This is a genomic window from Bacillus sp. V3B (assembly GCF_024494465.1).
Taxonomy (GTDB): domain Bacteria; phylum Bacillota; class Bacilli; order Bacillales; family Cytobacillaceae; genus Bacillus_BD.
In genome coordinates, this window is record NZ_JAETXM010000006.1 from 54382 (window position 1) to 79785 (window position 25404).

Annotated in this window: 22 protein-coding genes; 17 read left to right on the forward strand and 5 right to left on the reverse strand. The window is 36.5% G+C overall.

Annotation, left to right across the window (positions count from 1 at the left end):
* The first annotated feature begins 38 nt into the window (after positions 1–38).
* From pdaA to JMM81_RS09685, 4 genes are all read left to right on the forward strand, one after another.
* Positions 39–851 (forward strand): delta-lactam-biosynthetic de-N-acetylase, encoded by an 813-nt coding sequence (gene pdaA / locus JMM81_RS09670; protein ID WP_256241367.1) that lies wholly within the window; start codon positions 39–41, stop codon positions 849–851.
* A 396-nt stretch (positions 852–1247) separates the two neighbouring features.
* Positions 1248–2138 (forward strand): DNA-3-methyladenine glycosylase family protein, encoded by an 891-nt coding sequence (locus tag JMM81_RS09675; RefSeq protein WP_256241368.1) that lies wholly within the window; start codon positions 1248–1250, stop codon positions 2136–2138.
* Positions 2116–3495 (forward strand): 23S rRNA (uracil(1939)-C(5))-methyltransferase RlmD, encoded by a 1380-nt coding sequence (rlmD, locus tag JMM81_RS09680; protein WP_256241369.1) that lies wholly within the window; start codon positions 2116–2118, stop codon positions 3493–3495. The genes JMM81_RS09675 and rlmD overlap by 23 nt, the downstream gene beginning before the upstream one ends.
* 114 nt (positions 3496–3609) lie before the next feature.
* A complete protein-coding gene (locus tag JMM81_RS09685) occupies positions 3610–4053 on the forward strand; it encodes a HEAT repeat domain-containing protein (RefSeq protein ID WP_256241370.1) in 444 nt (147 codons plus the stop codon).
* 200 nt (positions 4054–4253) lie between these two features.
* Here the strand turns inward: JMM81_RS09685 and JMM81_RS09690 are convergent, their stop codons facing one another.
* From JMM81_RS09690 to JMM81_RS09700, 3 genes are all read right to left on the reverse strand, one after another.
* On the reverse strand, positions 4254–5315 hold the full coding sequence (locus tag JMM81_RS09690) for a sulfite oxidase (protein ID WP_256241371.1): 1062 nt from the start codon (positions 5313–5315) through the stop codon (positions 4254–4256).
* Between the two features lie 369 nt (positions 5316–5684).
* Entirely contained in the window at positions 5685–6476 is a 792-nt protein-coding gene (locus JMM81_RS09695; protein WP_256241372.1) for a PD-(D/E)XK nuclease family protein, read from the reverse strand.
* An 11-nt stretch (positions 6477–6487) separates the two neighbouring features.
* On the reverse strand, positions 6488–6937 hold the full coding sequence (locus tag JMM81_RS09700) for a flavodoxin (protein WP_256241373.1): 450 nt from the start codon (positions 6935–6937) through the stop codon (positions 6488–6490).
* A gap of 343 nt (positions 6938–7280) precedes the next feature.
* Here JMM81_RS09700 and JMM81_RS09705 point away from each other — a divergent pair, with 343 nt between their 5' ends.
* From JMM81_RS09705 to JMM81_RS09715, 3 genes are all read left to right on the forward strand, one after another.
* The gene (locus JMM81_RS09705) at positions 7281–7436 is read left to right on the forward strand and encodes a DUF1540 domain-containing protein (RefSeq protein ID WP_256241374.1); all 156 of its coding nucleotides are present in this window, start codon (positions 7281–7283) and stop codon (positions 7434–7436) included.
* A 582-nt stretch (positions 7437–8018) separates the two neighbouring features.
* Positions 8019–8609 (forward strand): IMEF encapsulin system ferritin-like cargo protein, encoded by a 591-nt coding sequence (locus JMM81_RS09710; protein ID WP_256241375.1) that lies wholly within the window; start codon positions 8019–8021, stop codon positions 8607–8609.
* A gap of 17 nt (positions 8610–8626) precedes the next feature.
* The gene (locus JMM81_RS09715) at positions 8627–9475 is read left to right on the forward strand and encodes a family 1 encapsulin nanocompartment shell protein (RefSeq protein ID WP_256241376.1); all 849 of its coding nucleotides are present in this window, start codon (positions 8627–8629) and stop codon (positions 9473–9475) included.
* 49 nt (positions 9476–9524) lie between these two features.
* On the opposite strand, the gene JMM81_RS09720 is transcribed toward JMM81_RS09715, so the two are convergent.
* A complete protein-coding gene (locus JMM81_RS09720; RefSeq protein WP_256241377.1) occupies positions 9525–9989 on the reverse strand; it encodes a hypothetical protein in 465 nt (154 codons plus the stop codon).
* A 152-nt stretch (positions 9990–10141) separates the two neighbouring features.
* On the opposite strand from JMM81_RS09720, the gene JMM81_RS09725 reads away from it, so the two are divergent.
* The 8 genes from JMM81_RS09725 to JMM81_RS09760 all read left to right on the forward strand — a co-directional run bounded on the left by JMM81_RS09725 (position 10142) and on the right by JMM81_RS09760 (position 20993).
* The gene (locus JMM81_RS09725) at positions 10142–10501 is read left to right on the forward strand and encodes a 2Fe-2S iron-sulfur cluster-binding protein (protein WP_256241378.1); all 360 of its coding nucleotides are present in this window, start codon (positions 10142–10144) and stop codon (positions 10499–10501) included.
* A gap of 1038 nt (positions 10502–11539) precedes the next feature.
* Complete coding sequence (locus tag JMM81_RS09730) at positions 11540–12901, forward strand: aspartate aminotransferase family protein (RefSeq protein WP_256241379.1); 1362 nt, start codon at positions 11540–11542, stop codon at positions 12899–12901.
* A 3-nt stretch (positions 12902–12904) separates the two neighbouring features.
* Positions 12905–14425, forward strand: a complete 1521-nt coding sequence (locus JMM81_RS09735; protein WP_256241380.1) for a pyridoxal phosphate-dependent decarboxylase family protein — start codon at positions 12905–12907, stop codon at positions 14423–14425.
* Positions 14403–16157, forward strand: a complete 1755-nt coding sequence (locus tag JMM81_RS09740) for an IucA/IucC family protein (protein WP_256241381.1) — start codon at positions 14403–14405, stop codon at positions 16155–16157. Before JMM81_RS09735 ends, JMM81_RS09740 begins: the two co-directional genes overlap by 23 nt.
* Entirely contained in the window at positions 16154–16753 is a 600-nt protein-coding gene (locus JMM81_RS09745; protein WP_256241382.1) for a GNAT family N-acetyltransferase, read from the forward strand. Before JMM81_RS09740 ends, JMM81_RS09745 begins: the two co-directional genes overlap by 4 nt.
* Entirely contained in the window at positions 16732–18021 is a 1290-nt protein-coding gene (locus JMM81_RS09750; protein ID WP_256241383.1) for a lysine N(6)-hydroxylase/L-ornithine N(5)-oxygenase family protein, read from the forward strand. The genes JMM81_RS09745 and JMM81_RS09750 overlap by 22 nt, the downstream gene beginning before the upstream one ends.
* Positions 18022–18027: 6 nt before the next feature.
* A complete protein-coding gene (locus JMM81_RS09755; protein ID WP_256241384.1) occupies positions 18028–19194 on the forward strand; it encodes an MFS transporter in 1167 nt (388 codons plus the stop codon).
* On the forward strand, positions 19191–20993 hold the full coding sequence (locus JMM81_RS09760) for an IucA/IucC family protein (RefSeq protein ID WP_256241385.1): 1803 nt from the start codon (positions 19191–19193) through the stop codon (positions 20991–20993). The genes JMM81_RS09755 and JMM81_RS09760 overlap by 4 nt, the downstream gene beginning before the upstream one ends.
* A gap of 1079 nt (positions 20994–22072) precedes the next feature.
* On the opposite strand, the gene JMM81_RS09765 is transcribed toward JMM81_RS09760, so the two are convergent.
* On the reverse strand, positions 22073–23044 hold the full coding sequence (locus JMM81_RS09765) for an ABC transporter substrate-binding protein (protein ID WP_256241386.1): 972 nt from the start codon (positions 23042–23044) through the stop codon (positions 22073–22075).
* A gap of 189 nt (positions 23045–23233) precedes the next feature.
* Here JMM81_RS09765 and JMM81_RS09770 point away from each other — a divergent pair, with 189 nt between their 5' ends.
* Complete coding sequence (locus JMM81_RS09770; RefSeq protein ID WP_256241387.1) at positions 23234–24238, forward strand: FecCD family ABC transporter permease; 1005 nt, start codon at positions 23234–23236, stop codon at positions 24236–24238.
* Positions 24235–25290, forward strand: coding sequence for a FecCD family ABC transporter permease (locus JMM81_RS09775; protein ID WP_256241388.1), 1056 nt, complete (start codon positions 24235–24237; stop codon positions 25288–25290). Before JMM81_RS09770 ends, JMM81_RS09775 begins: the two co-directional genes overlap by 4 nt.
* Positions 25291–25404: the final 114 nt, after the last annotated feature.

Genomic DNA, 25404 nt, shown 5'->3' on the forward strand with positions numbered 1-25404 from the left:
AGAAATAACAAGAAATCACCTAAAAGGGAAGTGTGTATATGAAGTTACTTTTCAAACCGTTTCTTATTTTATTTATCCTACTTTTTGTTTCTCTATCAAGTGTATCTGCAGAAGGTTATTCAAACAAGCCGATTCATTGGGGATTCAAAAAGGCATCTGACGGGATTCCAGCTGAAGCAGGAAAACAACTGGATGATTTGCTTGAAAAACATGGGTCTTTTTATAAAGGGGATCCAACGAAGAAAGAGATCTATTTGACCTTTGATAATGGGTATGAAAATGGCTATACAAGTAAAGTCTTAGATGTCCTAAAGAAAGAAAAAGTACCTGCTATCTTTTTTGTGACAGGCCATTATTTAAATTCGGAACCTGATCTCGTGAAAAGAATGGCGAAGGAAGGTCATATTGTAGGTAATCATTCATGGCACCATCCTGACTTAACACAAGTAAGTGATAAGCGGGTTTACGAAGAACTCGAAAAGGTAAGGAAGAAAACGGAAGAACTAACAGGAAACAAATCGATGAATTATTTACGGCCACCGCGAGGGGTTTTCAGCGAACGGACACTGGATTTGGCAAATAAACAAGGCTATACACATGTCTTTTGGTCATTAGCTTATATGGATTGGAAAATCGATCAACAAAAAGGAGCGCAATATGCCTACGATAACATTATGAAGCAAATCCATCCAGGAGCTATCCTCTTGCTTCATACCGTATCAAAAGATAATGCAGATGCCTTAGAAAATGTTATTAAAGATCTAAAGAAACAAGGGTACATCTTCAAAAGTCTAGACGACTTCACGATGAAAAAGACAATTAAAGACCCCGTGAATGACCAGTCTAATTGAACAACAGTAAAAAACATTAAACGAAAAAAATAAGCTGAACTCCAAATAATGGACACGATTAAAGAAGGTCCATTACTCGGAGTTTTTTCTTTATTCTCATATTGGCGTGCTTTACTCCACTCCCACTGAAAGTCTTCGTCAGCCAGTCTAGTTTGGCGAAAATATATTTTAAAGTAGGCTATGTTCATAATTGATTGTTGATAAATGGCCTTGGTGTATGTGACCATGTGTGTTATCCAGAATGAATAACTTAATGGATGATCATTTTAACAGTTAGAGGAAGATAGGCTATCGTCACAAATATCACCTTAAAGAGTTTCATCTAGTATGGAAACTATCAAACGTGTTAGGGACTATGCTATAATACGGGGAAAAGTGAGAAACGGATGAAGTTGATTGACAACAATACAAATAAATGGACCTTATAATTTTGATCTTGTACTAGATAGGTTGTCTCTTGATCCCCTACATGTGGTTGATCAAAAAGATAGAACGGTCAAAGTCCCCCTTATCATCGATCATTTCCCTCATGTTGCAGAAGTAAAAGCAACTGGAACGACAGAAATCCCATCGTTTGTGATCACGGGTACAAATGAAGAGGGAATTTCAAAGATAAGTGAGATATTTCAATGGCATATTGATTTACAACAAATCCACCTTCATTTTGAAAAAACAACATTGAAATCGCTATTCAAAGAGCATTATGGTACCGCACTTGTTCTTGATTTTGATCTATACAATTGCCTCCTAAAATGTATCATTCACCAGCAACTTAATCTCGCTTTTGCCCATACATTAACAGAACGATTTGTGAAAACATATGGTTATGAACAAGAAAGTGTCTGGTTTTATCCGGCTCCAGAACAAGTTGCACAGCTAACAGTTGCAGATCTTCGTGAACTACAATTCAGTGGACGAAAAGCGGAATATGTTATTGGCATCGCAAAAAAAGTAGTCAATGGAGAGTTGCATTTTGATCAAATAAGAATGCTATCTGAACAGGAAATAAGTGATAAACTGATAAAATTGCGGGGCGTTGGACCATGGACCATCCAAAACTTCCTCATGTTTGGACTCGGTCGGCCCAATTTATTTCCATTCGCCGACATTGGCATTCAAAATGCCTTAAAAAAACAATTTGAGCTAGCAGAAAAACCAACAAAAGCCGAAATGGAACAATTCGTACAAGGCTGGGAACCATACTTAAGCTATGCTTCGCTCTATCTATGGCGAAGCATCGAAAAAAATGGAGTGAAACCTAATCATGCAAAAAGAACAAATAGTTAAATTAACACAAAATCAAACTTTTCCATTAACGATCAAAAGACTCGGTATCAACGGGGAAGGGGTAGGTTATTTTAAAAAACAAGTCGTCTTTGTCCCAGGTGCTCTTCCAGGTGAAGAGGTTGTGGTCGAAGCAACAAAGGTTCATCCGAAATTTGCTGAAGCAAGGATCAAAAAGGTTCGTAAAAAGTCCGAGTTTCGTGTTCAACCTTTGTGTCCTGTATATGAAGAATGTGGTGGCTGTCAACTTCAACATTTAGAATATAGTCAGCAACTGAAAGAAAAACGCGATATTATCATTCAGTCACTCGAACGGCACACAAAATTAGCTGTCGATAAATTGAACATAAAAGAAACGATTGGAATGGAAGACCCGTGGAATTACCGAAACAAAAGTCAGTTTCAGGTTGGACAAAAAGATGGACAAGTTCTTGCAGGCTTGTACGGTATCAATTCTCATCATCTTATTGATATTGAGCAGTGTGCTGTCCAGCATCCGCAAACAAACAAGGCGATCGAAACAGTGAAAGCCATTTTGCAAAAACTACAAATCCCTATTTATAATGAAAAATCAAGAAAAGGGATTGTTAGAACGATTGTTGCTAGAGTAGGGATTCAAACAGGTGAACTGCAAATCGTGTTAATCACAGCGAAAAAGGAATTGCCTAAAAAAGAGCAAATAATTGAAGAGATTAAGAAAAGACTTCCAGATGTGAAATCCGTGATGCAAAATATTAATGGTCAGAAAACCTCCCTTATTTTTGGAGAAGAGACCGTTAATCTTGAGGGAAATGAATTTATTCAAGAAACGTTAGGCGACTTAAGTTTTGAACTATCCGCTAGAACATTTTTTCAATTAAATCCGGAACAAACCGTCAAGCTTTATAATGAAGTAAAAGAAGCGGCACAGCTCACGGGTAGTGAAAAAGTAGTTGATGCTTATTGTGGTGTTGGAACGATTGGTCTTTGGGTTGCCGATAAAGCGGCTGAAATTCGTGGAATGGACGTGATTTCTGAATCGATTGAGGACGCAAAGAAAAACGCAGCCCGTCATGGAATCAAGCATGCTAAGTTTGAAACGGGTAAAGCAGAAACAGTTTTACCTAAATGGGCAAAAGAAGGCTGGAAACCAGACGTTGTTATCGTTGATCCACCAAGAACAGGTCTCGATCAGCAACTGTTAAGCACGATTTTAAAAATCAAACCGAAAAAACTTGTATATGTTTCGTGTAACCCATCTACTTTGGCAAAAGATATTGATGTTCTGGCTAAAAAGTACAAGCTTGAATATATACAGCCTGTTGATATGTTCCCGCATACAAGCAATGTGGAGTGCTGTTCTTTACTAATATTGAAATAATAAATGTAAGCATGTGTCTAATATAAGGGGTTCATTAATTTAAGCTGTGTTAAACAATCATCATTAACACAGCTTAAATTAAAAGAATATCGTAAAAGAAGGAGATTGAATCGTTTGAAAAATACAGAAGCAAAAAGTGTGTTACCGGAAAACTATGAAGAGTTAAAAAAACAGGCTAATCGAACGTCTAGTTGGAGAGACCGTTTAGATGCAGTCGAAGAGTTAGGACAGTGGAAGAACCCACAAGTAATCGATATCCTCATGCGAATCATGAATAATGATGCGGTGTATAAAGTTCAAGAAGCTGCATTCCGTCAACTGAAAAAGTTTGGTGAAGATGTTCAATCACCGTCAAGGAAAAAAGGTGACTTGATTAAAGGTGTTACGAAGATCTTGTTAAGAGTGAAGAAGAGCTTGCCAGAAGACCATAGCTATAAAGAATTCAAAGAGAAGTTAAAGAAGATGCGGCTTGATGTGTATGATGCATACGAAGGTGATAAGGGCACTGATTTTGATAAGTGGCTTGAAAATATGTGGGTCTCGGTATCGAAAAGGTAAATTTAAACTATAAAAGATAGAGAGTGGAAGCCGTTAATCTATAAAGGTTTCCACTCTTTTTTATGGAACAGATTGTTGGTGCATTTTTAGGATTCAAAATTAAATCCGCTTTTGCAGTTCAACCTTTTCTACCTTCCTAGTATACGATAGTAAATATTAAAAAGGATACGTTGGACTTCGGCTGAGCGATAGAAATAAAATCATTCAACTTTTAAATTAATTTTTGAAACGGCATTATATCCATAGCCTTTCCGATTCCAAAACGCAGTTAGTGGTTGAATTCGACCATTTGAATCCTTTGCTCTTGAATAGATCGTATATTCTCCTGCTTTCTCCACTTTCCAGTTAAAAGACCAATTCGACCAAGCGTATGATTCATAAGGTAACTTTTCCAATTTTGCATTTTTCCATGTTTGACCTTTATCAAAGCTTAATTGGACTTCTGTTATACTTCCTTGACCGGTCCAAGCAATGCCTTCAATTTTGTGAATTCCTGTACTAAGAATCGATAAATTTAATGGTTGCTGAATCGTAGAATTCACATTTACTACTGTGACAGGCGTTTTATCCTCATCATCATGTTTATTTGGATAGTATATATAATCCACTGTTTGGAAGGGTCCTTGGAAGTTGTGTTCAATGATTTTAATTTTACGTAGCCATTTGACAGAAGCCATACCATACCAGTTTGGAACGATTAATCTTAAAGGATACCCGTGCTTAAAGCTCAGTGGTTTATCGTTATATTGATAAGCAATGATGGTATCTGGATGCAAGGCTTTATCTAATGGCAGACTTCTTTCAAAATGCACAAGATCCTCCATATCTGTTCTTTTTCCAAAATCTGCTCCTTCAAAAATGATTTCTTGAGTATTTTTAGAAATTCCTACTTTTTCTAGAAGATAACCCAATGGAACTCCTGTCCATTTTCCTTGACTGATGGCTCCTTCCTCCCACTGCTCTCCATATACCTTTGGTGTGAAATTTGCTCTTTTATTGCCAGCACATTCAATTGGAACGAAAAGGAATTGAGCAGGCATGGATAATAACTCTAAATAATGGAAAAAACTTGGTTGGTCTACATGACCAGTAATCTGTAACCAATAGTTAGAGTGGGTTAGGAATGGATAAGAAAAATGGTTTCTACGATAAAAATATTGAGTTGGAATTTTCCATTTAGTTAGAAAGTGAATAGGTGATTCTTGATTCTCAGGATTTAAACTTTTCGTTATTAAATAAGGGGTTATTCTTTTCTTCTCCATTAAGGCACCTCCTTTATACTATCTATGATATTGCTAATCGAGCCCTATAGAACAGTTAGAAGGATTTCAGTAAAATGAAGGGAAAATACTTGGAAATAATAGAGGGTGAATATGTCTTTAAGGGGTTTATCCAAAATATAGTGTATTTTAAGAATCTCAATAGATTGGTAAATGTCTTTCTGTTGTTTAGACGTTAATTCAATTGAAGAAACTAGTAAGAAAGGAATCATCTGCTTAGGGAAAAGCAGATGATCCTTTAATGAGGGATACATTTGGGAAAATATCTTATTGAGTTTATGAACATCAAAAGCATAATTGGATAGTGCCTGGTACTTGGTATCGTTGAAACTAATATAAAAAGTTTAGTGCCTAATGCGTGACAGTTTTCAAAGATGTATTTAATTTGTTAGCTTTTTCAATTTCATGAAAGTCACATTCTTTTTGATATGTACATTCTGAACAATTATTATGACCATTTTTTTTGAAATAACGATCTAGCTTTTCAATGTGGGTTTTCACAAATTTAAGGTACATGAATCCTTTTGCAACATCATGTTCAGCTGGATAAATCAAATGGCGTTTGCCATCAATTACGGATAACAATTCAATTTTATCAGGTAGTACACCGAAAGCTTTTTGTGAAAAAATGATGATTAAATACTTGTATAATTTAATCAGGCTTTCATCCGCATCAAGCAAATATTTCTTTACACTAAAAGTATTTTTGGACCATTCCCCCACATCTATTGTTAGGGAAATTTTTGTACCGATTTCATCAACGGAAGTTTGGATCCTTTCGTATAGAAACAGAGGTGGTTGATCCGACTTTTCAGATGTTAAAAATAAAAGCAAATGATCCGTCACTTTGGCTAAAATCATATAATAGTGAATTTTGTTTTCAAATAAGCTAGGATGGATCGATTCCCAATATTGATCAATAAGTTTTAATAAATTCAATTTATTTTGTTCATTTAATGGTAATCGATAATAGTCACTTATGATTTTGTTAACTGAGAACTGAACCATCTGTCTCCATTTAACCTCATCACTATTTTTCCTTAAAATATATTGATGGTAAAATTTATAAGGGCATCTTATAAAGGATTCTAAATGGTAATCAGTTAGGGTTTTGATAGAGATCAGATGGTTCTTTGTTTTCATCGAAGGTCCTCCTATTTATTTAAATGTCTAGCAAACTCTTTTCCGAATTCTTTACAATTTTCAATATCATCTGGAGATGGGCTTGTATCAACCTTTAATCCTTCAAGGACGATTTCTGCTCCTCGTTCTTTTAATTTTTCGATTAAAATATCAACCGCACCGGCATACTGATCGTAAGCAGTATCACCAGAACCAAATACGACAGCCTTTTTTCCTGATAAATTAATTTCATCCATTTCTTCATATAAATCTAAAAATTCATCAGGTAGATCTCCCTCTCCCCATGTATAGGAACCTAGTAAAATTCCATCAAACTTTTCGAGCCTAGAGGCTGATGGACTCTCAATAATATCATTAATTTCTAAATCATTTCCAGTTTGTCGTATTCCTTCCGCAATCGCATTGGCCATTTCCTCGGTATTTCCAGTCATTGATGCAAAAACCATAATCATTTCAGACATTATTTTTTCCCCCTTAAGTAAGTGAGTAAACTCTCTTCTGTAAATTTTACAAACAGTGATGTATATGGTTCTATTTTAATAACTGATAACAATTATCAGTTATTAATAATAATGATAATCATTATCAGTTAAAAAAGCAACAATAAATTGAAAATTTTATAATATTAAATATAAAAAAGACGTTGGATATGAAACTCCACGTCCTTATTTTCCTTCTTTTTCACTTAATCTAAAATTCTTGTAAAGTAAAAACATCGAAAAAATGGATATATTCTTATGAGCTTAGAATTAAATCACCTTCTTTTGGGCATATTACATATTAGATAAAAAGGAGGTGTTTAATATGGCGAAAGATGTAAAATGCGAAGTGAATAGCTGTAATTATTGGGCAGCAGGAAACCAATGTAATGCAACTTCTATTTATGTTGTAAATCGTACAAAAGCGCATGCTTCTACTTCTGAAGAAACAGATTGCAAAACTTTTGAACCTAAGATTTAATTCACCTGAAGGCAACTTCTTTGGTTGCCTTCTCTTTTATCAGTATAACCAATAATGAGAATTATTATCAAGGAGTTTGAAAAAATAAGAGAAGTTAATGGATTAACTGATATTAATACCATAATTCAGAATGAACGGGTGCTTATCGACAATGAAAGAAATATAATTGATCTTCTACAATCTGGAGCGTGCGAAAAGTTCTGTTATAAACGCTTTGTAGCGTGAAAGACAGGAGATAAGGAGGATAGGAACGATGCAACCATGTTTCTTGAAACTATCCTGTCAATACTCCTGCATGTGTTATGATTGACAGGTGATGGGGTGCGAAGCACAGGTAGATTTGGCAGAACGAAGGCTGAAGACATACTTATCGAAATGGTATGCCGACGGATATGCCGCACGGCTGAAAAACTAGATATGGTGAGAATAGTTCCGTTTTCATCGCATCCTTTGAAAACGGAATATTCCAAATATTAAGAACTATTTTCTATTAAAACATATCTTTTCATGCTAAAATAGGTTTAACGACTCCAATAAATGGATATAAATTGAGTAGTCAATAATTAAGGGGGAGGGATATGTGTGGAAGTGACTTTTACGGAAATGGATTCCATTTTTAACCGAACGAAAAATGCATTAGTGGAGTTTATGGGGATCATTACACCCATCATTGAAAATGCGAAAGATGACCATGAGCGACTTTATTGGCATCATATTTATGAAGAAGAAGAGCATCGTTCCGATCGTTTGGATATTTTGCTGCCAAAGATTCAAGCATTGCTTAAAAGTGGAGCGGACATCTCTAGTAATCAGCTTGAGTTTGTACACCTTTTACAAGACATCAGCTTAGAGAAGTTTGGCTTACATAACTTTTTAGAACATTTAGATTTGTCCCTTTTCCAATTCAAAGAAACAGAATTCGAAGAGGAAATTCAAACATTAAGAGATGTTACCTATAAGGATTATCAACAAATGAAAGTGGTTTTGGAAAAATTAAATCAAGAATTTCAAGGTGGCATTGAATTTAATACGTCCATTCCAACCGATGAAAAAGAAGGAAACGGCTCGAATGTAAAAGTGGATGCTTATTCACATGATCATTTACCTGAGCCATCTCCATCAAAACAAAGCCTGAGAAAAACGTTAACAGTCGGCAGTCTGAAACAAAGATAAAGGGAGAAGTGATAGGTATGGATAAATCGACTCAATTTCCTGAGTCTTCTTTAACAAGAGGAGAATGGCAGGAACTTGAACAAACCGTGTTTGAAAGTGTTAAAAAGCAGTTAGTTGGAAGAAGAGTGATTGATATTTATGGACCTCTTGGGGAGGGTGTTCAATCGGTAACAAATGATATTTATGAAACGGCCGAACGAGGAGCGATCAGTTTTCATGGCGAGGACTCGGGGCTATCTGTTCCATCTAGGAGGATTACCCTTACCATTCCCTTATTATATAAAGACTTCATTTTATATTGGCGGGATATTCAGCAGGCCAAAACGATTGGAAGCCCAATTGATTTCTCTGCTTCAGCCAACGCTGCACAGCAGTGTGCACTACTTGAAGATGACCTGATTTTTAATGGGTCAAAGGAATTTGATATCCAGGGAATTATGAATGTGAAAGGGAAATTATCTCACATTCGCAGTGATTGGATGGAATCTGGAAATGCTTTTAGTGATGTTGTTGAAGCTAGAAATAAATTGCTAAGAATGGGCCATACAGGACCATATGCTCTCATTCTCTCTCCTGAATTGTATGCACTCGTACACCGTGTTCATCAAGGAACGCATGTACTGGAGATTGAGCACATTCGGGAATTGATGCCAGCAGGAGTTTTTCAATCTCCAATGGTGAAAAGCGGTACAGGAGTTGTTCTGGATGCAGGCAAACAAAACATTGACTTAGCCGTAGCCAGTGACTTTGACACGGTGTTTTTAGATCAAGAGAATATGAATTATTATTTTCGTGTATACGAAGCCATTGTTCCGAGAATTAAGCGCCCGACAGCTATATGCACATTAGAAGATTTCTCTGAATGATTTGTTGCTGAATTGAAACAGCAGAATGATATCATCCTGCTGTTTCAATCTAGGCAATAGAATAAACTTTATTTTCTGAATAAATGATACTAGTGTTTATTTCTTTTTTAACGGCAGGCAGTCCGATATCTTCAATTATCATTCTTGCTTCTTCAAGGAAAATAGGATTCAGGCTGTCTTTATTGATTTCAAATAATCTCTTTAAGTATTTTATTTTTTCTTTTGTTTTGGTTGTTTTGTATGCTTGATTATTTAATTCAACTATTTTTTTATGTTTAGGTTCTTGCAGCAAACTAAGTTCAGTGATATTAACAATGATGTTTTGATGATCTTCCGTCATAAACCCAATTGAATAGATGGCAGATCCGAGTAAATCGATATGGGTGATTACGGCGTGCGGATAGACTTCACCAGTCCGAAGTCGAAGCGTGTTTACTTCAATCACACCGCCAATTTTTCTTTCATTGATTAACAATTTATGAATATCTTTCAGACCGTTAATTTGGTAGACCATGTTGTCATCTCCTTTTTTATTTAGAAGGAAATATATTCATTGATAATAATTATCATTATCATCATTATATAAAAAAACTAGTAAACGGTCAATAGAATATTTGATGAAAGATTTGTAAAATTAAAATACTTTTTTGAAAGGGGATACAATGGGTGAAAAAATTAACAATAGGCTCCTTGAGGTATGATCGCATGAACAGCAACGTTTCGATTGATCAACCTGTTTATATGGAGAAGCCGAATGTCAACGAAACAAATAGGGTAATGGAACTGGAACAAAACCAACGTTATTTTCAAGTAGAAGTAAAAAAAGACCAATCTATTTTGGATGCAGCCCTTGAGCAAAATTTATCTCTAGATTATCATTGTAAAAAGGGTACTTGCGGTAAATGTAAAGTGAAGTTATTGAATGGGAGCACTGATCTCCAACCGGCAAATAGCCTTGAGGAGAAGAAATTACACGATTTAATTCAAAGTGGTTTCCGTCTTGCTTGCCAGGCAAAAGCTAGGTGACGATGTGTTGTTCTATCCTAGTTGGCAGGGATTCGGGCTTCATGCGAATCAGACGATAAAAAGGCAAGGAATAAAACAATTTAAAATCGGCCTCTTTTTTACAGAAAGAACATGAATCACCTATACGATGATGTATCCTCTTTACATGAGGTACATCCATTTTTTTTAATCCGTTGGTTACATGCAACTTACAAGTGAATAGCATAAATGATCTCCCCCAAAGTCAATATTTCTTTACATATTATTTATGGAAAGAGAAAAACATGTCAATTATTACTAAGTCAATATTCGTCCATTTGTTTTCTTCCTAAACTCCTTGTAGTCATCACTAGTAATAATGGAATAGCTTATTGTGTATAATCATTAAAATGTGCCAATGTTAGTTTTAAACATCGCAATATAGGTGACTTTATTCCCATTTTTAGACCTGCAATCTATTACACGGGTAGTGTTTTTTTTTGCTGCTGTTTGCGGCTATTGGGATATATGCAATAGATCCAGTTACTAGAGAAGGGCTAACCCGGATAAAGCTCACTTTAGCTTGAGCTGCGATGTCGCCTCTATGAAAAATATCGCAGAAAAATCCTACAGGTTACTCTCTTCAGCTATGATACTATTCGTGATGAACCCGACAATTTTTCTATGAGTATTCCTTTATTGAAGCTGCTAGATTTTTACTATTTGACCGTTCAACTAAAAAATAAAACTGGCGAAACTATATAGTTTCGCCAGTTTTATTTGCATCTTTTAAAATTTCAATTTTCTTAACTCTTTTGTTAAGAGCAAAGATAAGGTTTTCTAACTCTTTTGTACTCATTTAACTTCAAATTCTAGACCACATCAATTAAGGTGTTTCTTTGAAAAGTGTAAAAATAGGTTGGTGTATGAATGATTTGTATAAAGTGGTTATGAATTGATGGAATAGGCATAATTTCATATTTTTCAGAATTATCATTGACAATGATAATCATTATCGCTTATGATTCTAACTGTTAATGAAAATCATTATCAATTAAAAGCTTTTATAGGAGGAATGATATGTCTACTTTAATCAAACAATCTATTTCCAATGAAACATTGCTTTCCATGCAAAATATTCGTGAGTCAAATGCAAGGTCTTATCCGAGACGTTTACCAATAGCGATTAAAAAAGCAGAAGGTGTCGTCATAACGGATATGGACGGAAAAGAATATATTGATTGTTTAGCAGGAGCAGGTACGTTAGCTCTTGGTCATAATCATGCTGTTGTTCATGAGGCGATTCAAGAAGTGCTAGCGAATTCCACTCCTTTACATACATTAGATTTTACGACGCCTGTAAAAGAAGCATTTGTCGATGAAGTATTTTCGATTTTACCAGAGTCATTTGCACGGAAAGCCAAAATTCAATTTTGTGGACCAACAGGTGGAGATGCAATTGAAGCTGCACTTAAACTTGTAAAAACAGCGACAGGTAATCGAACAATTTTATCCTTTCAAGGAGGTTATCATGGCTCTACACACGGCACGTTAAGTATTAGCGGAACAACGAGTCCGAAAAAGCATATTCATGCACTCGTGCCAGATACGCATTTTTTTCCTTATCCATATGAATATCGCTGCCCGTTTGGAATTGGTGAAAAAGGACACGAGTTTATTAGTACCTATCTTGAGAACACTTTAGATGATCCTGAAAGTGGAATCGTCACACCAGCAGGAATTGTCGTTGAAATTGTTCAAGGTGAAGGTGGATCTGTACCGGCTCCGATTGAATGGTTAAAACAATTGCGACGCATTACAAAAGAAAGAAACATTCCCCTTATTATCGATGAAGTACAAACAGGCATCGGTCGTACAGGAAAGATGTTTGCATTTGAACATGCTGATATTGAGCCAGACGTGCTCGTATTATCAAAAGCAATTGGCGGAAGTCTACCCCTATCTGTTGTTATTTACGATAAACGTCTGGATCAATGGGAAGCAGGAGCTCATATCGGAACATTCCGAGGCAATCAACTAGCAATGGCAACAGGGAGAGCAACGCTACAATTTATCAAAGAACATCATTTACCCGAACAGGCTCATAAGCTTGGGCAATATATGCAAACACAATTAAAGAACCTTCAGCAACGAGTAAAGTCGATTGGTCATGTACGCGGTCGTGGTCTTATGCTTGGTGTTGAAATAGTCGATAAGACAAAGACCCCTAATTCAATTGGAAGTTACCCAGCGGACGGAGAACTGGCAAAAGCTATTCAAAAAGAATGCTTTGATCGCGGTGTTATTTTAGAAGTAGGTGGACGGCACGGGGCAGTTATTCGCTTATTGCCGCCGTTAATTGTGACAAAGCAACAAATAGACGAAGCTCTTGCTCGTTTTGAAGACGCGATAAAAGCTGCTGAAAAGAAACGGGTGAAATAAACCATGAACTCGTTTGATAAATGGTTTTTATCACCGGATTCAAATGGATTAGAGAATTATCATCAGTTTATGACAGAAGTAGTAAAAATAGTTGAGACTCACTATCAAAGTCTTGAAAAACCATATGAACATATTGGTACTGAAGATATCGAAAAGAATATTGAGAGGTATGTAAAATTTGAATACGAAGGGAAATCATCGGATGCTGTTTTAACATCGTTGCAGCATCTGGTGATGGATCATTCACTGCATATTTCGCATCCGGCCGCAATGGCTCACTTACATTGCCCACCTATGATACCGGCACTTGCTGCTGAAGTAATCATTTCTGCTTTAAATCAATCGATGGACTCATGGGATCAAAGTCCAGTAGCTACGTATATAGAAGACGGTGTCATTCAAGAGATGATGAAAGAAATCAATTATCCTCATTCTGCTTCAGGTGTGTTTACAAGTGGTGGAACGCAATCAAACTATATGGCGTTGTTGTTAGCACGAAATGAATATTGCGCCAAGCATTTTTCTATAAATGTAAGCAAACAAGGATTACCAATAGAAGCTAAAAAACTACGAATCTTTTGTTCAGAAAAAGCTCATTTTACGGTACAGCAATCAGCCGCTCAATTAGGGCTTGGTATGGATTCTGTTATAAGTATAAAAACGAACGAACGCTATGAAATATGCACAGATGCTTTATATGAAGAAATTACAAAAGTGAAACAGCAAGGAAATCTCCCTTTTGCAGTGGTAGCAACGATTGGAACGACTGATTTTGGGAGTATAGATCCACTTGGTGAAATCTGTAAATTAACTGATAGGGAGAATATATGGTTACATGCAGATGCTGCGTACGGAGGAGCTTTACTATTTTCAAATCAATATAGTCATCTATTATCTCATCTGAAAAAAGCAGATTCAATTACGATGGATTTTCATAAGTGGTTTTATCAGCCGGTTAGCTGTGGCGCATTTTTTGTGAAAAACTCTTCTATGTTTGAACACATCCAGTTGCACGCTGACTATTTAAATCCAGAAGAAGATACACATCTTCATTTAGTTGATCGCAGCATTCAAACGACGAAGCGATTCGATGCATTAAAAGTATGGTTAACGTTTCAAGCAGTTGGTAAACATGAGTTTGGTGACATGATTGATCATACGATAAAAACGGCTAAACAAACGGCCAATTATTTACAGAAAAGAACGGATATTGAAGCACTGAATAACCCTGTTATGAACGCGATTGTATTTCGCTATCAACCGAAGGTTATTTACATGGATGATCAAAAACAACGATTATATGAAAATAACATAAATCAGTATATTCAACAGTTGCTCTATGAGCAAGGGAAGTTGATTATGGCGAAAACAAAGTTTGAAGGAAAGTCCTATTTGAAACTAACGATGTTAAATCCGCTGATTACATTTGATGAAACTGTCAAACGATTAGATGAAGTAATCAATCTTGGAAAAGAACTAGAAAAAAAGGAGGAGCGATTACGTGAACGATCAGTTATCGGCTAATTTTATTACGATGCAAAATATGATCAATTGCTATATTCGTGAAACAGGACAAGGCGTATGGCAAACGGTAAAAGAGAAAACTAATGAAGAAGTGTTAGTGATTGAATTGAAAAAGCAACCAGTCACACTATATTTTCCCGTAAAATATCGCTCAGTAACAGGGCGTCACTTATTTAAGCGAGAGTTAAGTTATCAAATTCATTATCATGAGATGCAAATGCTTGATATTGTGACCCTGTTATCATTGTTAATGAAAGAAATAACAGATGATTTATTACAAGTAAATGATTTAATTGTACGTGTTCTTTTAAGTTATGAAAATATGAATCTATTTATTGAAAGAAGAAAGCAAGAGTTAGAAGAGTGCTACAAGTGGGATAAAACATTTTTACAGTCAGAGCAATCTTTATTAATCGGTCATCAGCTTCATCCAACGCCAAAAAGTCGTCAAGGAATTTTGCCTGAAGAAGAATCCGTATTTGCACCTGAATTAAAGGGAGAATTTCAGCTTCATTACTTTAGAGCACATCGTTCGCTCGTTAGGGAACAATCGGCTTACAATCAGTCTGCTACAAATAAAATTAAGATGCAATTAAAGCAAGATGATACGGTACCAAAAGAGTTTATCGTGCAATATTGTCAAAATGATGAGTATACGCTTATTCCGATGCATCCACTGCAAGCGCGTTTTTTACTAGGAAAAGAAGAGGTGGGCAATTGGTTTCAAAAAGGACACCTCTCATACTTAGGTCCGCAAGGTGAACTTTTTTATCCAACATCATCTGTTCGTACGGTTTATAGTCCTCGTGCTGATGTCATGTATAAGTTCTCGATTCCCGTTAAAATCACAAACTCTTTACGAGTAAATAAAATGAAAGAATTGAAACGCGGTGTGGAAGTAACGAGACTACTACAGGCAAGTATAGAAAGTGAGCTACATGCTCATCATCCTGCTTTTCAAATTATTAAAGACCCGGCATATGTTACGTTAGGTGATGAAGAGCTTGGGTTTGAAGTGATGATTCGTGATAATCCGTTTAAAGAAACAGATGGAAACAATACAACGCTTTTAGCAAGCTTATGTCAAGACCACGTATACGGTGAAGCATCGCAGCTAGCAAACATCATCAATAGGATTTCTAAAAGTGAAAATCTTACAACTGAACAAGTGAGTGAAATTTGGTTTAAGCGTTACATTGATATTACGTTAAAACCAATGATGTGGCTATATACGCAAAAAGGAATTGCATTAGAAGCTCATCAACAAAATTCAATCATTAAACTAGATCAAGAGGGATATCCATTAACTTTTTATTATCGTGATAATCAAGGCTACTATTTTATGAAATCAAAAGAGGCGGAGTTGCGTGAACTGTTGTCTACATTAAATGGAGAAAGTGATACCGTATGTGAAGATGCTTTAGCTGAAGAGCGGTTCCGTTATTATGTATTCTTTAATCATTTATTTGGGCTAGTTAATGCTTTTGGTGTGAGTGAACTTATAGATGAAAAGAAGCTTTTAACACTTTTAAGAGAAGAACTTGAACCGTATCTTTCTCAAGATCATACGAAGCTTGTTTCTTCGCTGCTTGGAAATCAAGAACTTCCATGCAAAGCGAATTTATTAACCCGTGTTCATGACATGGATGAATTAGTTGGGTCTTTAGAAACGCAATCGGTTTATGTGAATGTAGATAATCCATTGTATAAGGTAGTTGGTGTGAAACAATGACAGAAATGTTACAAACCAATTATCGATTTACAATAGAAGACGTTCAATTGAAACAGGACATTACGTTTCGTCCTGTTTCATTACAAGAAGATTTTGAACGATTATACACTTGGATGCATGAACCGCACGTAATTCCTTATTGGAAATTGAACATTGGTAGAGATGCCTATAAACAGCATCTGCAAACATTTTTAAATGATCCTCATCAACAATTATTAATTGGTGAAATCGAAGGGGTGCCGATGAGCTATTGGGAGTCTTATACGGTTGAAGGTGATGTGATTAGCGAGTACTACTCATACGATCAACACGATCAAGGGATTCATTTATTAATTGGAGAAACGGGATATCTAGGTAAGGGATATATTTATCCACTGTTGTTGACCATTCTAAAGCGGAAATTTGAAATAAAAGATACGAAAAGAGTAGTGGCAGAACCGGATATTCGAAATGAAAAAATGATTGCGGTCTTTAAGAAATGCGGTTTTCAGCCTATAAAAGAAGTGAATTTACCTGATAAAACAGGATTACTGCTTAGTTGTGAAAGAAATGTGTTTGAAAGAAGGTGGAGTGAATGGAACAACGGAACATTTTAGATGTTATTGGCGTAGGGATTGGTCCATTTAATTTAGGATTAGCAGCATTGCTTGAAAAAACAGATTGTACATATATTTGCTTTGAACAGAGGCCAAAGTTTGATTGGCATCCCGGTATGCTCCTTGAAGGGACGACCTTGCAAGTGCCGTTTATGGCGGATCTTGTCACAATGGTCGACCCCACGAGCCCCTATAGTTTTTTAAATTATTTGCATGAGCATGAACGGTTGTATCAATTTTACTTTTTTGAGAAATTTCAAATTCCTCGTAAAGAGTACAATCACTATTGTCAGTGGGTAGCTAACCGTTTAAGCGGTTTGCAGTTTAACAGTGAAGTGAAGAACATTACGCTTCGTACAGGGGAAGACACGTACTATGAAGTAACGGTTCAACAAGGAGATGTCGAAAACACTTATTATAGTCGCCATATTGTGATGGGAGTTGGAACGAAACCAGTTATCCCAAAAGACTTTCAATCGATGCAAAGCGAACAATTTTATCATTCTGCAGACTTTAAAATGAAGCGAGAGCAAACATTGCAAGCAAAAAGTATTACGGTTATCGGTTCGGGCCAAAGTGCAGCTGAGATTGTGTACGATTTATTGCAGCAGCAAAGTGAGCGGAAATATGAGTTGAACTGGTACACACGTTCCAAAGGTTTTTATCCGATGGAATATTCAAAACTTGGTTTAGAGCATTTTTCACCGGACTATACGCACTACTTTTATCATCTAGAACACGAGAAAAAACAGCATGTGTTAAAAAACCAATCCTTGCTGTATAAAGGCATTAGTTTTGAAACGATTAGTGATATTTATGAACTATTATATGAACGCACAATTGGTGGAAGAAACACACCCATCACGATGCAAGCACTAACTGAATTAACGAATATCGAACAAAAAGAAGACCGTCATGTCTTAACCTTGTACCAATATGAACAAGAGGCTTTTCAAAAAATAGAGAGTGATGTAGTGATTTTGGCAACCGGCTATCAGGAAAGGTTACCTTTCTTTTTGGGTGGTCTGAAAGATCATTTGCATGTTGATGATCATGGTCAGTTAGAAATTGATGAGCAATATAAAGTCAAGTCAAAGAGTGAAGAGGCTTCTTTGTTTATTCAAAATGGTGAACTTCATACGCATGGAGTAGGGGCACCTGATTTAGGACTGGGCGCTCGGCGAAATGCGGTTATTATTAACCAAATTGCCGGAGAAGAAGTTTATAAATTGTATCAGCGAACGGTTTTTCAGCGATTTGGGTTTTAACAAGACATGATCCGAACTCCATTTGTTTTTATATGTTTATTTCTAACAATGACGTCTGAAGTGTTATTATCCCCATTTTACCCACAGTATTTCTCAGAAGCATTCGGCATAGAAAGAATTGAGATGACTTCTGTTTTTATCATTTGCTGCAGGCTCGTTGTGATTGTCATGACTCCAGTTTGGGGAATTTTGTTAAAAAGATGGGCAATGAGGCGTGTCGTGGGATGTTCACTTTTGATGACCGCTATTTTAAAGGTGATTCTGAGTGAAAGTACAACCTTTTCAAGCTTTTTAACAACATCGCTTTTATTATTAGTGTTTCAAAGTAGTCTTTACCTACTGTATCCCTATTTAGTAGGAAGTATTGAAAAGCAAGAAGAGAAGGCAAGAAAAACGACTATATATATTATGGTTGTACATACGGCGATTATTGTTTCCAGTTTATTTGGAAGTGTTGTTATATCATGGGAAATGCCACTTAAAGTGTATCAGTTATTTGCTTTTATGGATCTTTGTTTATTAGCTGTTTTACTTTGGACAAAACAATCGTTTTCCGTTGGGCCTAAGAAAAATACCGAACCAACGCCTGTAAAGGCTGTAGCAGAGCCGATTTTCTTTTATATGGTAGCTATTTTCTTTTTTTATCTTGGTCATAATGCGATTCGCCCATATTTCACTCTGTTTGTGGATGGAAGATATGAGGTGAGTCATCAAGTGAATGCTCTATTCTATGTTATGCCAAGTGTTATGGCGATTGTATTAAAGTTATGCGTTCCAATCCGTGTATTTAGTGGTCAAGTTATTCCACTGTTTTATATGGTAACCATACTCAGTGCCTTTACTTTACTAATACAAGCGTCGATTGATAGCCTAGGTATCTTTATTATAAGTCGAATTTTATATGGAGCAGGTTTTTATCTCAGTATGGTTGTGTTAGATATCTATTTATTTCGCCAAAGTCAGGAAGCTGCTACTTATTATTACAGTTGGTTAATTGCTGTACAAAATGTGGCACTGCTGATTGCTCCATTAGTAGCGTTAACCTCGAGTAAAACTAATTTTTATGGACCTTTACTGAGCGGTGCTGTGTTATTAGCCGTATCAGTAGTTGCAATGACGATACGTAATAAACCATTAGAACTTTATAAACAAGTAAAGGAGAATGAAGGATGAATATTGTCAAAACTGATCTTTCTATGTTTACAAAACAGTCGTGGGAAAAAGCAAATCAACAGCTGCTTGCGAAAATGCTCCAAGAGTTTATGTATGAACAAATTATTGAACCAAAGGAAATAAAAAAACAATCGGATGTGACGACGTATCAATGGGAAGATCAAAAAGGAGTGACATACACGTATCAAGCAAAAGATAAGTTATTTGATAGCTTTTATGTTCTTTCTGACACGATACAAGTAACGTCTGAAGGTCAAGAGGTTGGACTTTCCAAAGCACTACAGCTATTGATTGGATTGTCAGAAGAAAAGGGAATGACCCATTCGACAGCAGGACATTTAGCTAAAGAGTATTTTCATACATTAGTTGCCGATTTACATTTGCAGAACAGAAAATCCGCAGATGAACTGGCTGAAATGGATTATGCCGAGTTGGAAGGGGAAATGACGGGGCATCCATGGATTACATATAATAAGGGAAGAATTGGTTTTGGCTATGGCGACTATGTTCGATTTGCTCCAGAACAGAAGAATCATATTCGACTGTCATGGATTGCTGTTGCCAAACAAGTAAGTTCATTTCAATCGTTAGCCACGTTATCATTTGAAAAAATGATCAGACAAGAACTAAGTGAAAATACACTGAAATCATTTGCTAATCAACTGAATGAACGTCAATTAACATTGAGTGATTACTATTATATACCTGTTCATGAATGGCAATGGATGAATGTCATCGTTCCACTTTATGCAGAGTATATTTCCAATGACCTCATTGTACCACTTGGAGAAAGTGAGGACAGTTATTTACCTCAACAGTCAATCCGAACATTTGTAAATACGACTCACCGGGAAAAATATCATGTGAAGCTGCCGATGAGTATTTTGAATACGCTTGTTTATCGCGGGTTGCCAAGTGAACGTACCGTTATTGCGCCTCAAGTAACGGAACACATTCAAGGAATTCGAGATCAAGATGCATTTTTAAAAGATACGTGCAAGATAGGATTGCTTGGTGAAGTAGCAACGTTAAATGTAAGTCATCCAACGTTTACAAAAATTCAAAATGCACCTTATCAATATTTAGAAATGCTGGGTGTTGTGTGGAGAGAAAGTGTCTATGAAGAGTTAGGAGAAGGAGAGCAGGCGATTACGTTAGCGGCTCTATTACATGTCGATCATTTAGGGAATGCGCTTGTGTCAACATACATTCAAAAATCTGGTTTGACACCAAAAGAGTGGATAGAAGCCTTGATGAATGCAGTATTGCCGCCACTGCTGCATTATTTATATCAATACGGTACTGTCTTTTCACCGCATGGCCAAAATACAGTGCTTGTGTTAAAGAATTTTAAACCAGTTCGGATTATTATGAAAGATTTTGTAGATGACGTGAATATTAGCGACCAGCCATTTGATGAGTTACGTTCTTTATCTGAAGAGTTGAAAGCTGTATTAAGAAGTGAGGAACCAGAAGGATTAACGCAGTTTATTTTAACGGGTCTATTTATTTGTCATTTTCGCTACTTAGCGACGATTTTAGAAGAGCATGAAGGCGTAACCGAACAAAAATTTTGGAGCAGTGTTCGGAACGAGATTTTACGCTATCAATCACAATTTCCACAGTTACACGCACGATTTGAGTTATTTGATTTACTTCGTCCTACAGTGACAAAATTAACACTGAACCGAAATCGAATGTTTGACTATGGGTACGAAGATGACGGAGATCGTCCTCATGCAAGTGAATACGGCAAGGTGCGTAATGCGTTACATGAAGTTAGTATATTGGTGAAATAATTTTAATGTTAAATTTCAAAAAGAGACTGTCCCAAAAGGTATTAAATTGGGACAGTCTTATTTGTTAGACCCATTATGTGGCTAGAAAAGTCCCCTTTTAACAGATCTTTACTTCATCTCCCACTTTGAACTTGATTTTTTTCCTCCTTGTTTAGCATTTGAAGATATTTTTTTAGAATCTCAATCTTCATTTCTTGCTCTCTTATCACATAGTCTTTATCCAATTGAGGATTACATTGGGCAACCAAGAATAAGAAACTACAGCATAATCTAATGAATGGAATTTAAGGTTTAACTTCATTCAGCAAATGCTTTTTGTACCGAAAGCTTGCGACAGGTACAGAAGTCCTCCACTTCTGTAAGTGGGGGATGAATGCAAAAAGCTCTCTGATTCAGTGGGGGTTCAAACCCCGGCTGAATGAAGTTAAGCCTCCGGCGGATGCCTCGGATTTTTTAAAGGTCATTTATCGAGCGAGCTCGATAAAAATCCGGGCGCAAATTCGGCGGGGCGAATTTGATAATCGGCCAATGAAGATTTCGAAAAAAACATGTGGCTGACTGAAGATGAATTTGCGGATTTGCTTTATATATTCTTTATAAATTAATGAAGAAACCCGTCAAAAGTCGAGAAAAAAATCCAAAAGAAGTTATCTATTCCGCAACTAAATTATGCAATTTAATGGGCAGAAAGGAATATTCGAGATTGGGAAAACAGAGAAGATGTTTCTGATCATGGCGGTTTAGTGAAAATAGCTGAATTTTTCAATGTGAGTCAGGAATACTGGCTGGGAACAGAAGGAGAGTCATTTGAAAAATTGTCGTTGTTCAAATGACTAGGGTGAATGAAAATAGCAGATAATAAAATGGATTAACTTCAAGGAGGGGTATTATGCCTGAAGGAAAAAATCCAAGAGATGTAAATACAAAGCCTAACGGTAAGACAGTTAAAAAACCTGTAGAGGTTACTGGTGATTTTTACAGTAAAGCTGAAAAGAAGAAGTAAAAAAGAGGCAGCCGATATTGGCTGCCTCTTTTTCGATGTCATATTTGACTTTGAGAAAGCAAAAGTATTTTATAATTTATTTTAGAAATGTATTTTCAATATCATCTAACATTAAGTTAGCAGCTTTTACACCACCAGCTGTATTCCAAATTACATCATCTACTTTGTGTACTTCACCTTTTTTCGCTACTTCAAGGTTTTGGAATAGTGGATCTTCAATCCATTCCTTTTCAAGCTCGGAAGCTGCATTATCCCCAGTTTCGTAAGTAAAGTAGAAGAGGATATCGCCATCCATTAGAGGCATTTGTTCTTTCGTAGCTCCTTTAATCGCAAAATCATCTACATCTTGACTTTCTGGTCTAGCAAATCCAAGTTGGTCTAAAATAACACCAGAGAAAGAGTTCTTTTGATAAATACGAACATCTCCAGCCATAAAGCGAACCATAGAGACTTTCATATCCAACTTGTCCCCAAGCTGTTCTTTTAGATTAGCAATACGAGTATCATACGCTTCAAGGACTTCTTTTCCTTTTTCCTCTTTATTAAGGGCTTTAGCATAAAGTTCAAAGTTCTTTTTCCAATTACCACGTAAGTCTTCTGCAAAAACAGTAGGAGCAATTTTACTTAGCTGCTCGTAAATACCTTCTTGGCGCATTTTATTTCCAATGATTAAGTCTGGTTGTAAAGCAGCAATCGCTTCTACATTTACTTCACTTTCTAATCCAACTACTTCAGCATCTTTCATTTCATCGGCGATATGATCATACCAAGGATCTCCTGTCCATGATTGAACAGCACCAACAGGTGTTACACCAAGATCTAAAAGGGCCTCAGTACCTTCATTTGTTAAAATAACGACTTTCTCAGGTGCTTTTTCTAATGTGGTTGATCCCATTGCATGCTCGACTGTATAGCTAGTATCTTCCGTTTTGGGGCTGTCATCTTTCTTTTCGGCATTGTTTTCTTCTTCGTTGCCGCTGCCGCAAGCAGCTAAGAAGAAGACCATCATGATCGAAAGGAAAGATAGAATAGATCGAATAGATTTCATTTCTTTGTTCCTCCTCTAAATATTAATGATAATCATTTTCATTTATAAGACTATATTAAAGCGTTTTCGTGTTTGTTGTCAATAGATAATTGAAAATGATTATCAAAGTCGTTGACAGAATAATAGTCTTTCAATAGACTTAATTTATGATTTATTTTTTAAAAAAATAATTTTGAAAGGTTAATAGATATGCTTTTAAAGAAAAATGAACAGAGGTTAATAGGACTTTTCATTGCAATTATTTTATTATTATTGTTAATGTGTGCCAGCATTGTGTATGGCTATACAGATACAACCTGGAAAATGGCTTGGGATGCTTTTCAAAGTCATAATGGATCAAATGAACATCTTGTCATTACAACTGTTCGATTGCCTAGAGCATTAATTGCTGCAGCGGTAGGTAGCAGTTTAGCCATCGCTGGTGTACTTTTGCAAACATTAACGAAAAATCCCCTTGCTTCGCCCGAAATATTTGGGATAAACTCAGGAGCTGGTTTTGCTGTCGTAATAGGGGTGACTCTATTCTCAATGGGAAACCTGCAAGCCTTTGCTTGGGTAGCGTTTTTAGGTGCAACAGTAGCGGTTGTTGGAATTTACTCGATTGGATCAATTGGTAGAGAGGGACTGACTCCAATAAAGCTCACATTAGCGGGAGCTGCATTGACGGCGATGTTTTCTTCCTTGACCCAGGGGTTTCTTGTTATAAATGAATCAGCTTTAGAGCAAGTTTTGTTTTGGTTAGCGGGGTCTGTTCAGGGAAGAAAGCTTGAAATATTAACTGCTCTATTACCTTATTTGTTAATTGGCTGGTTAGGATCCCTCTTCATTGCATCGAAAATGAATATATTATCAATGGGAGATGATGTTGCGAAAGGCCTAGGACTTAATACAGTTTTATTAAAAGTTGGAGCAGCTGTTATCATCATTCTATTGTCAGGTAGTTCGGTTGCCATTGCTGGACCGATTGCATTTATTGGAATTGTCACTCCCCATTTAACTCGTGCAATTGTAGGTATCGATCATCGCTGGGTGATTCCATTCTCAGGTCTACTCGGAGGTATTCTGTTGCTTGCCGCAGATATTTTGGCACGTTATGTAATGATGCCAGCGGAAGTTCCTGTTGGGGTTATGACGGCTATCATTGGAACGCCGTTCTTTATCTATATTGCAAGAAAGGGGTTTAACTCAAAATGAGTTCTTATAAAAGTGTTAGATGGTTTAAGGGAAAAATCTCCTTTCTTTTAGATAAACGAGCGGCAAAAGTTTTTACGATAATGGCTATTGCTACTTTGCTCACCTTTATTGTCAGTACGGGAATTGGCGAGATGAAAATTAACCCTCTCACAGTTATACAAGTGTTTTTTGGCGGGGGTACGGAGATGGAACAACTCGTTGTTACGTCTTTTCGTTTGCCAAGAATTATTGTAGCGCTTATGGTAGGGATTTCATTAGCGGTGGCTGGTGGAATCCTCCAAGGGATGGTTAGAAATCCATTAGCATCTCCAGATATGTTAGGAATTACAGGAGGAGCAGCTGTTGCGGTTGTAGGGTTTTTAGCCTTTTTTAGTGATGATAATAACGCTTTAACCGTAAGTATTAAGTGGATGCCTTTAGCTGCTTTTGTAGGGGCTGGAATTATAGCGATTACAATTTATAGACTAGCATGGAAAAATGGAATTTCACCGATTCGCCTTGTATTAATAGGAATTGGAATTTCAGCTCTTATGAAGGCTTTAACCACTTTAATGATGATATTAGGTCCTATTTATCGAGCTAGTCAAGCGAATATTTGGATTACGGGAACTGTAAACGGTTCGACTTGGGCTAATGTTCATATATTGGTTCCTTTGACTGTATTCCTTATTATAGTGGCATTGATGCTAGCACGAAACATGAATGTTCAAGAACTTGGTGATGAGATTGCGACTGGAGTAGGAAGTCATGTTCAACGGCAGCGTTTTTTTCTCATGATGATTAGTACGGCACTCATCGGAAGCTCTGTTGCTTTTGCCGGTGGAATCGGGTTCGTTGGATTAATGGCACCACATATGGCAAGAAGACTAGTTGGTTCTTCTTTTGGTGCATTATTACCTGTATCAGCACTAATTGGAGGGATTCTAGTCATGGTAGCGGATTTGATTGGAAGGACTTTATTTTCTCCATTAGAGATTCCAGCAGGTGTATTCACTGCGGGAATAGGAGCACCCTATTTTATATACTTGTTGTTTAAAACCCGGAATTCATAGAAAAACGGAAGCACCTCGAGCGGCTAGACGCTGAAGCTAGCTAAATAGAAAAGTACGATTATATAGGATATAAAAATAAAAGTTTGAAAATAAAAGTTGTAAAAGGAGCGGGCA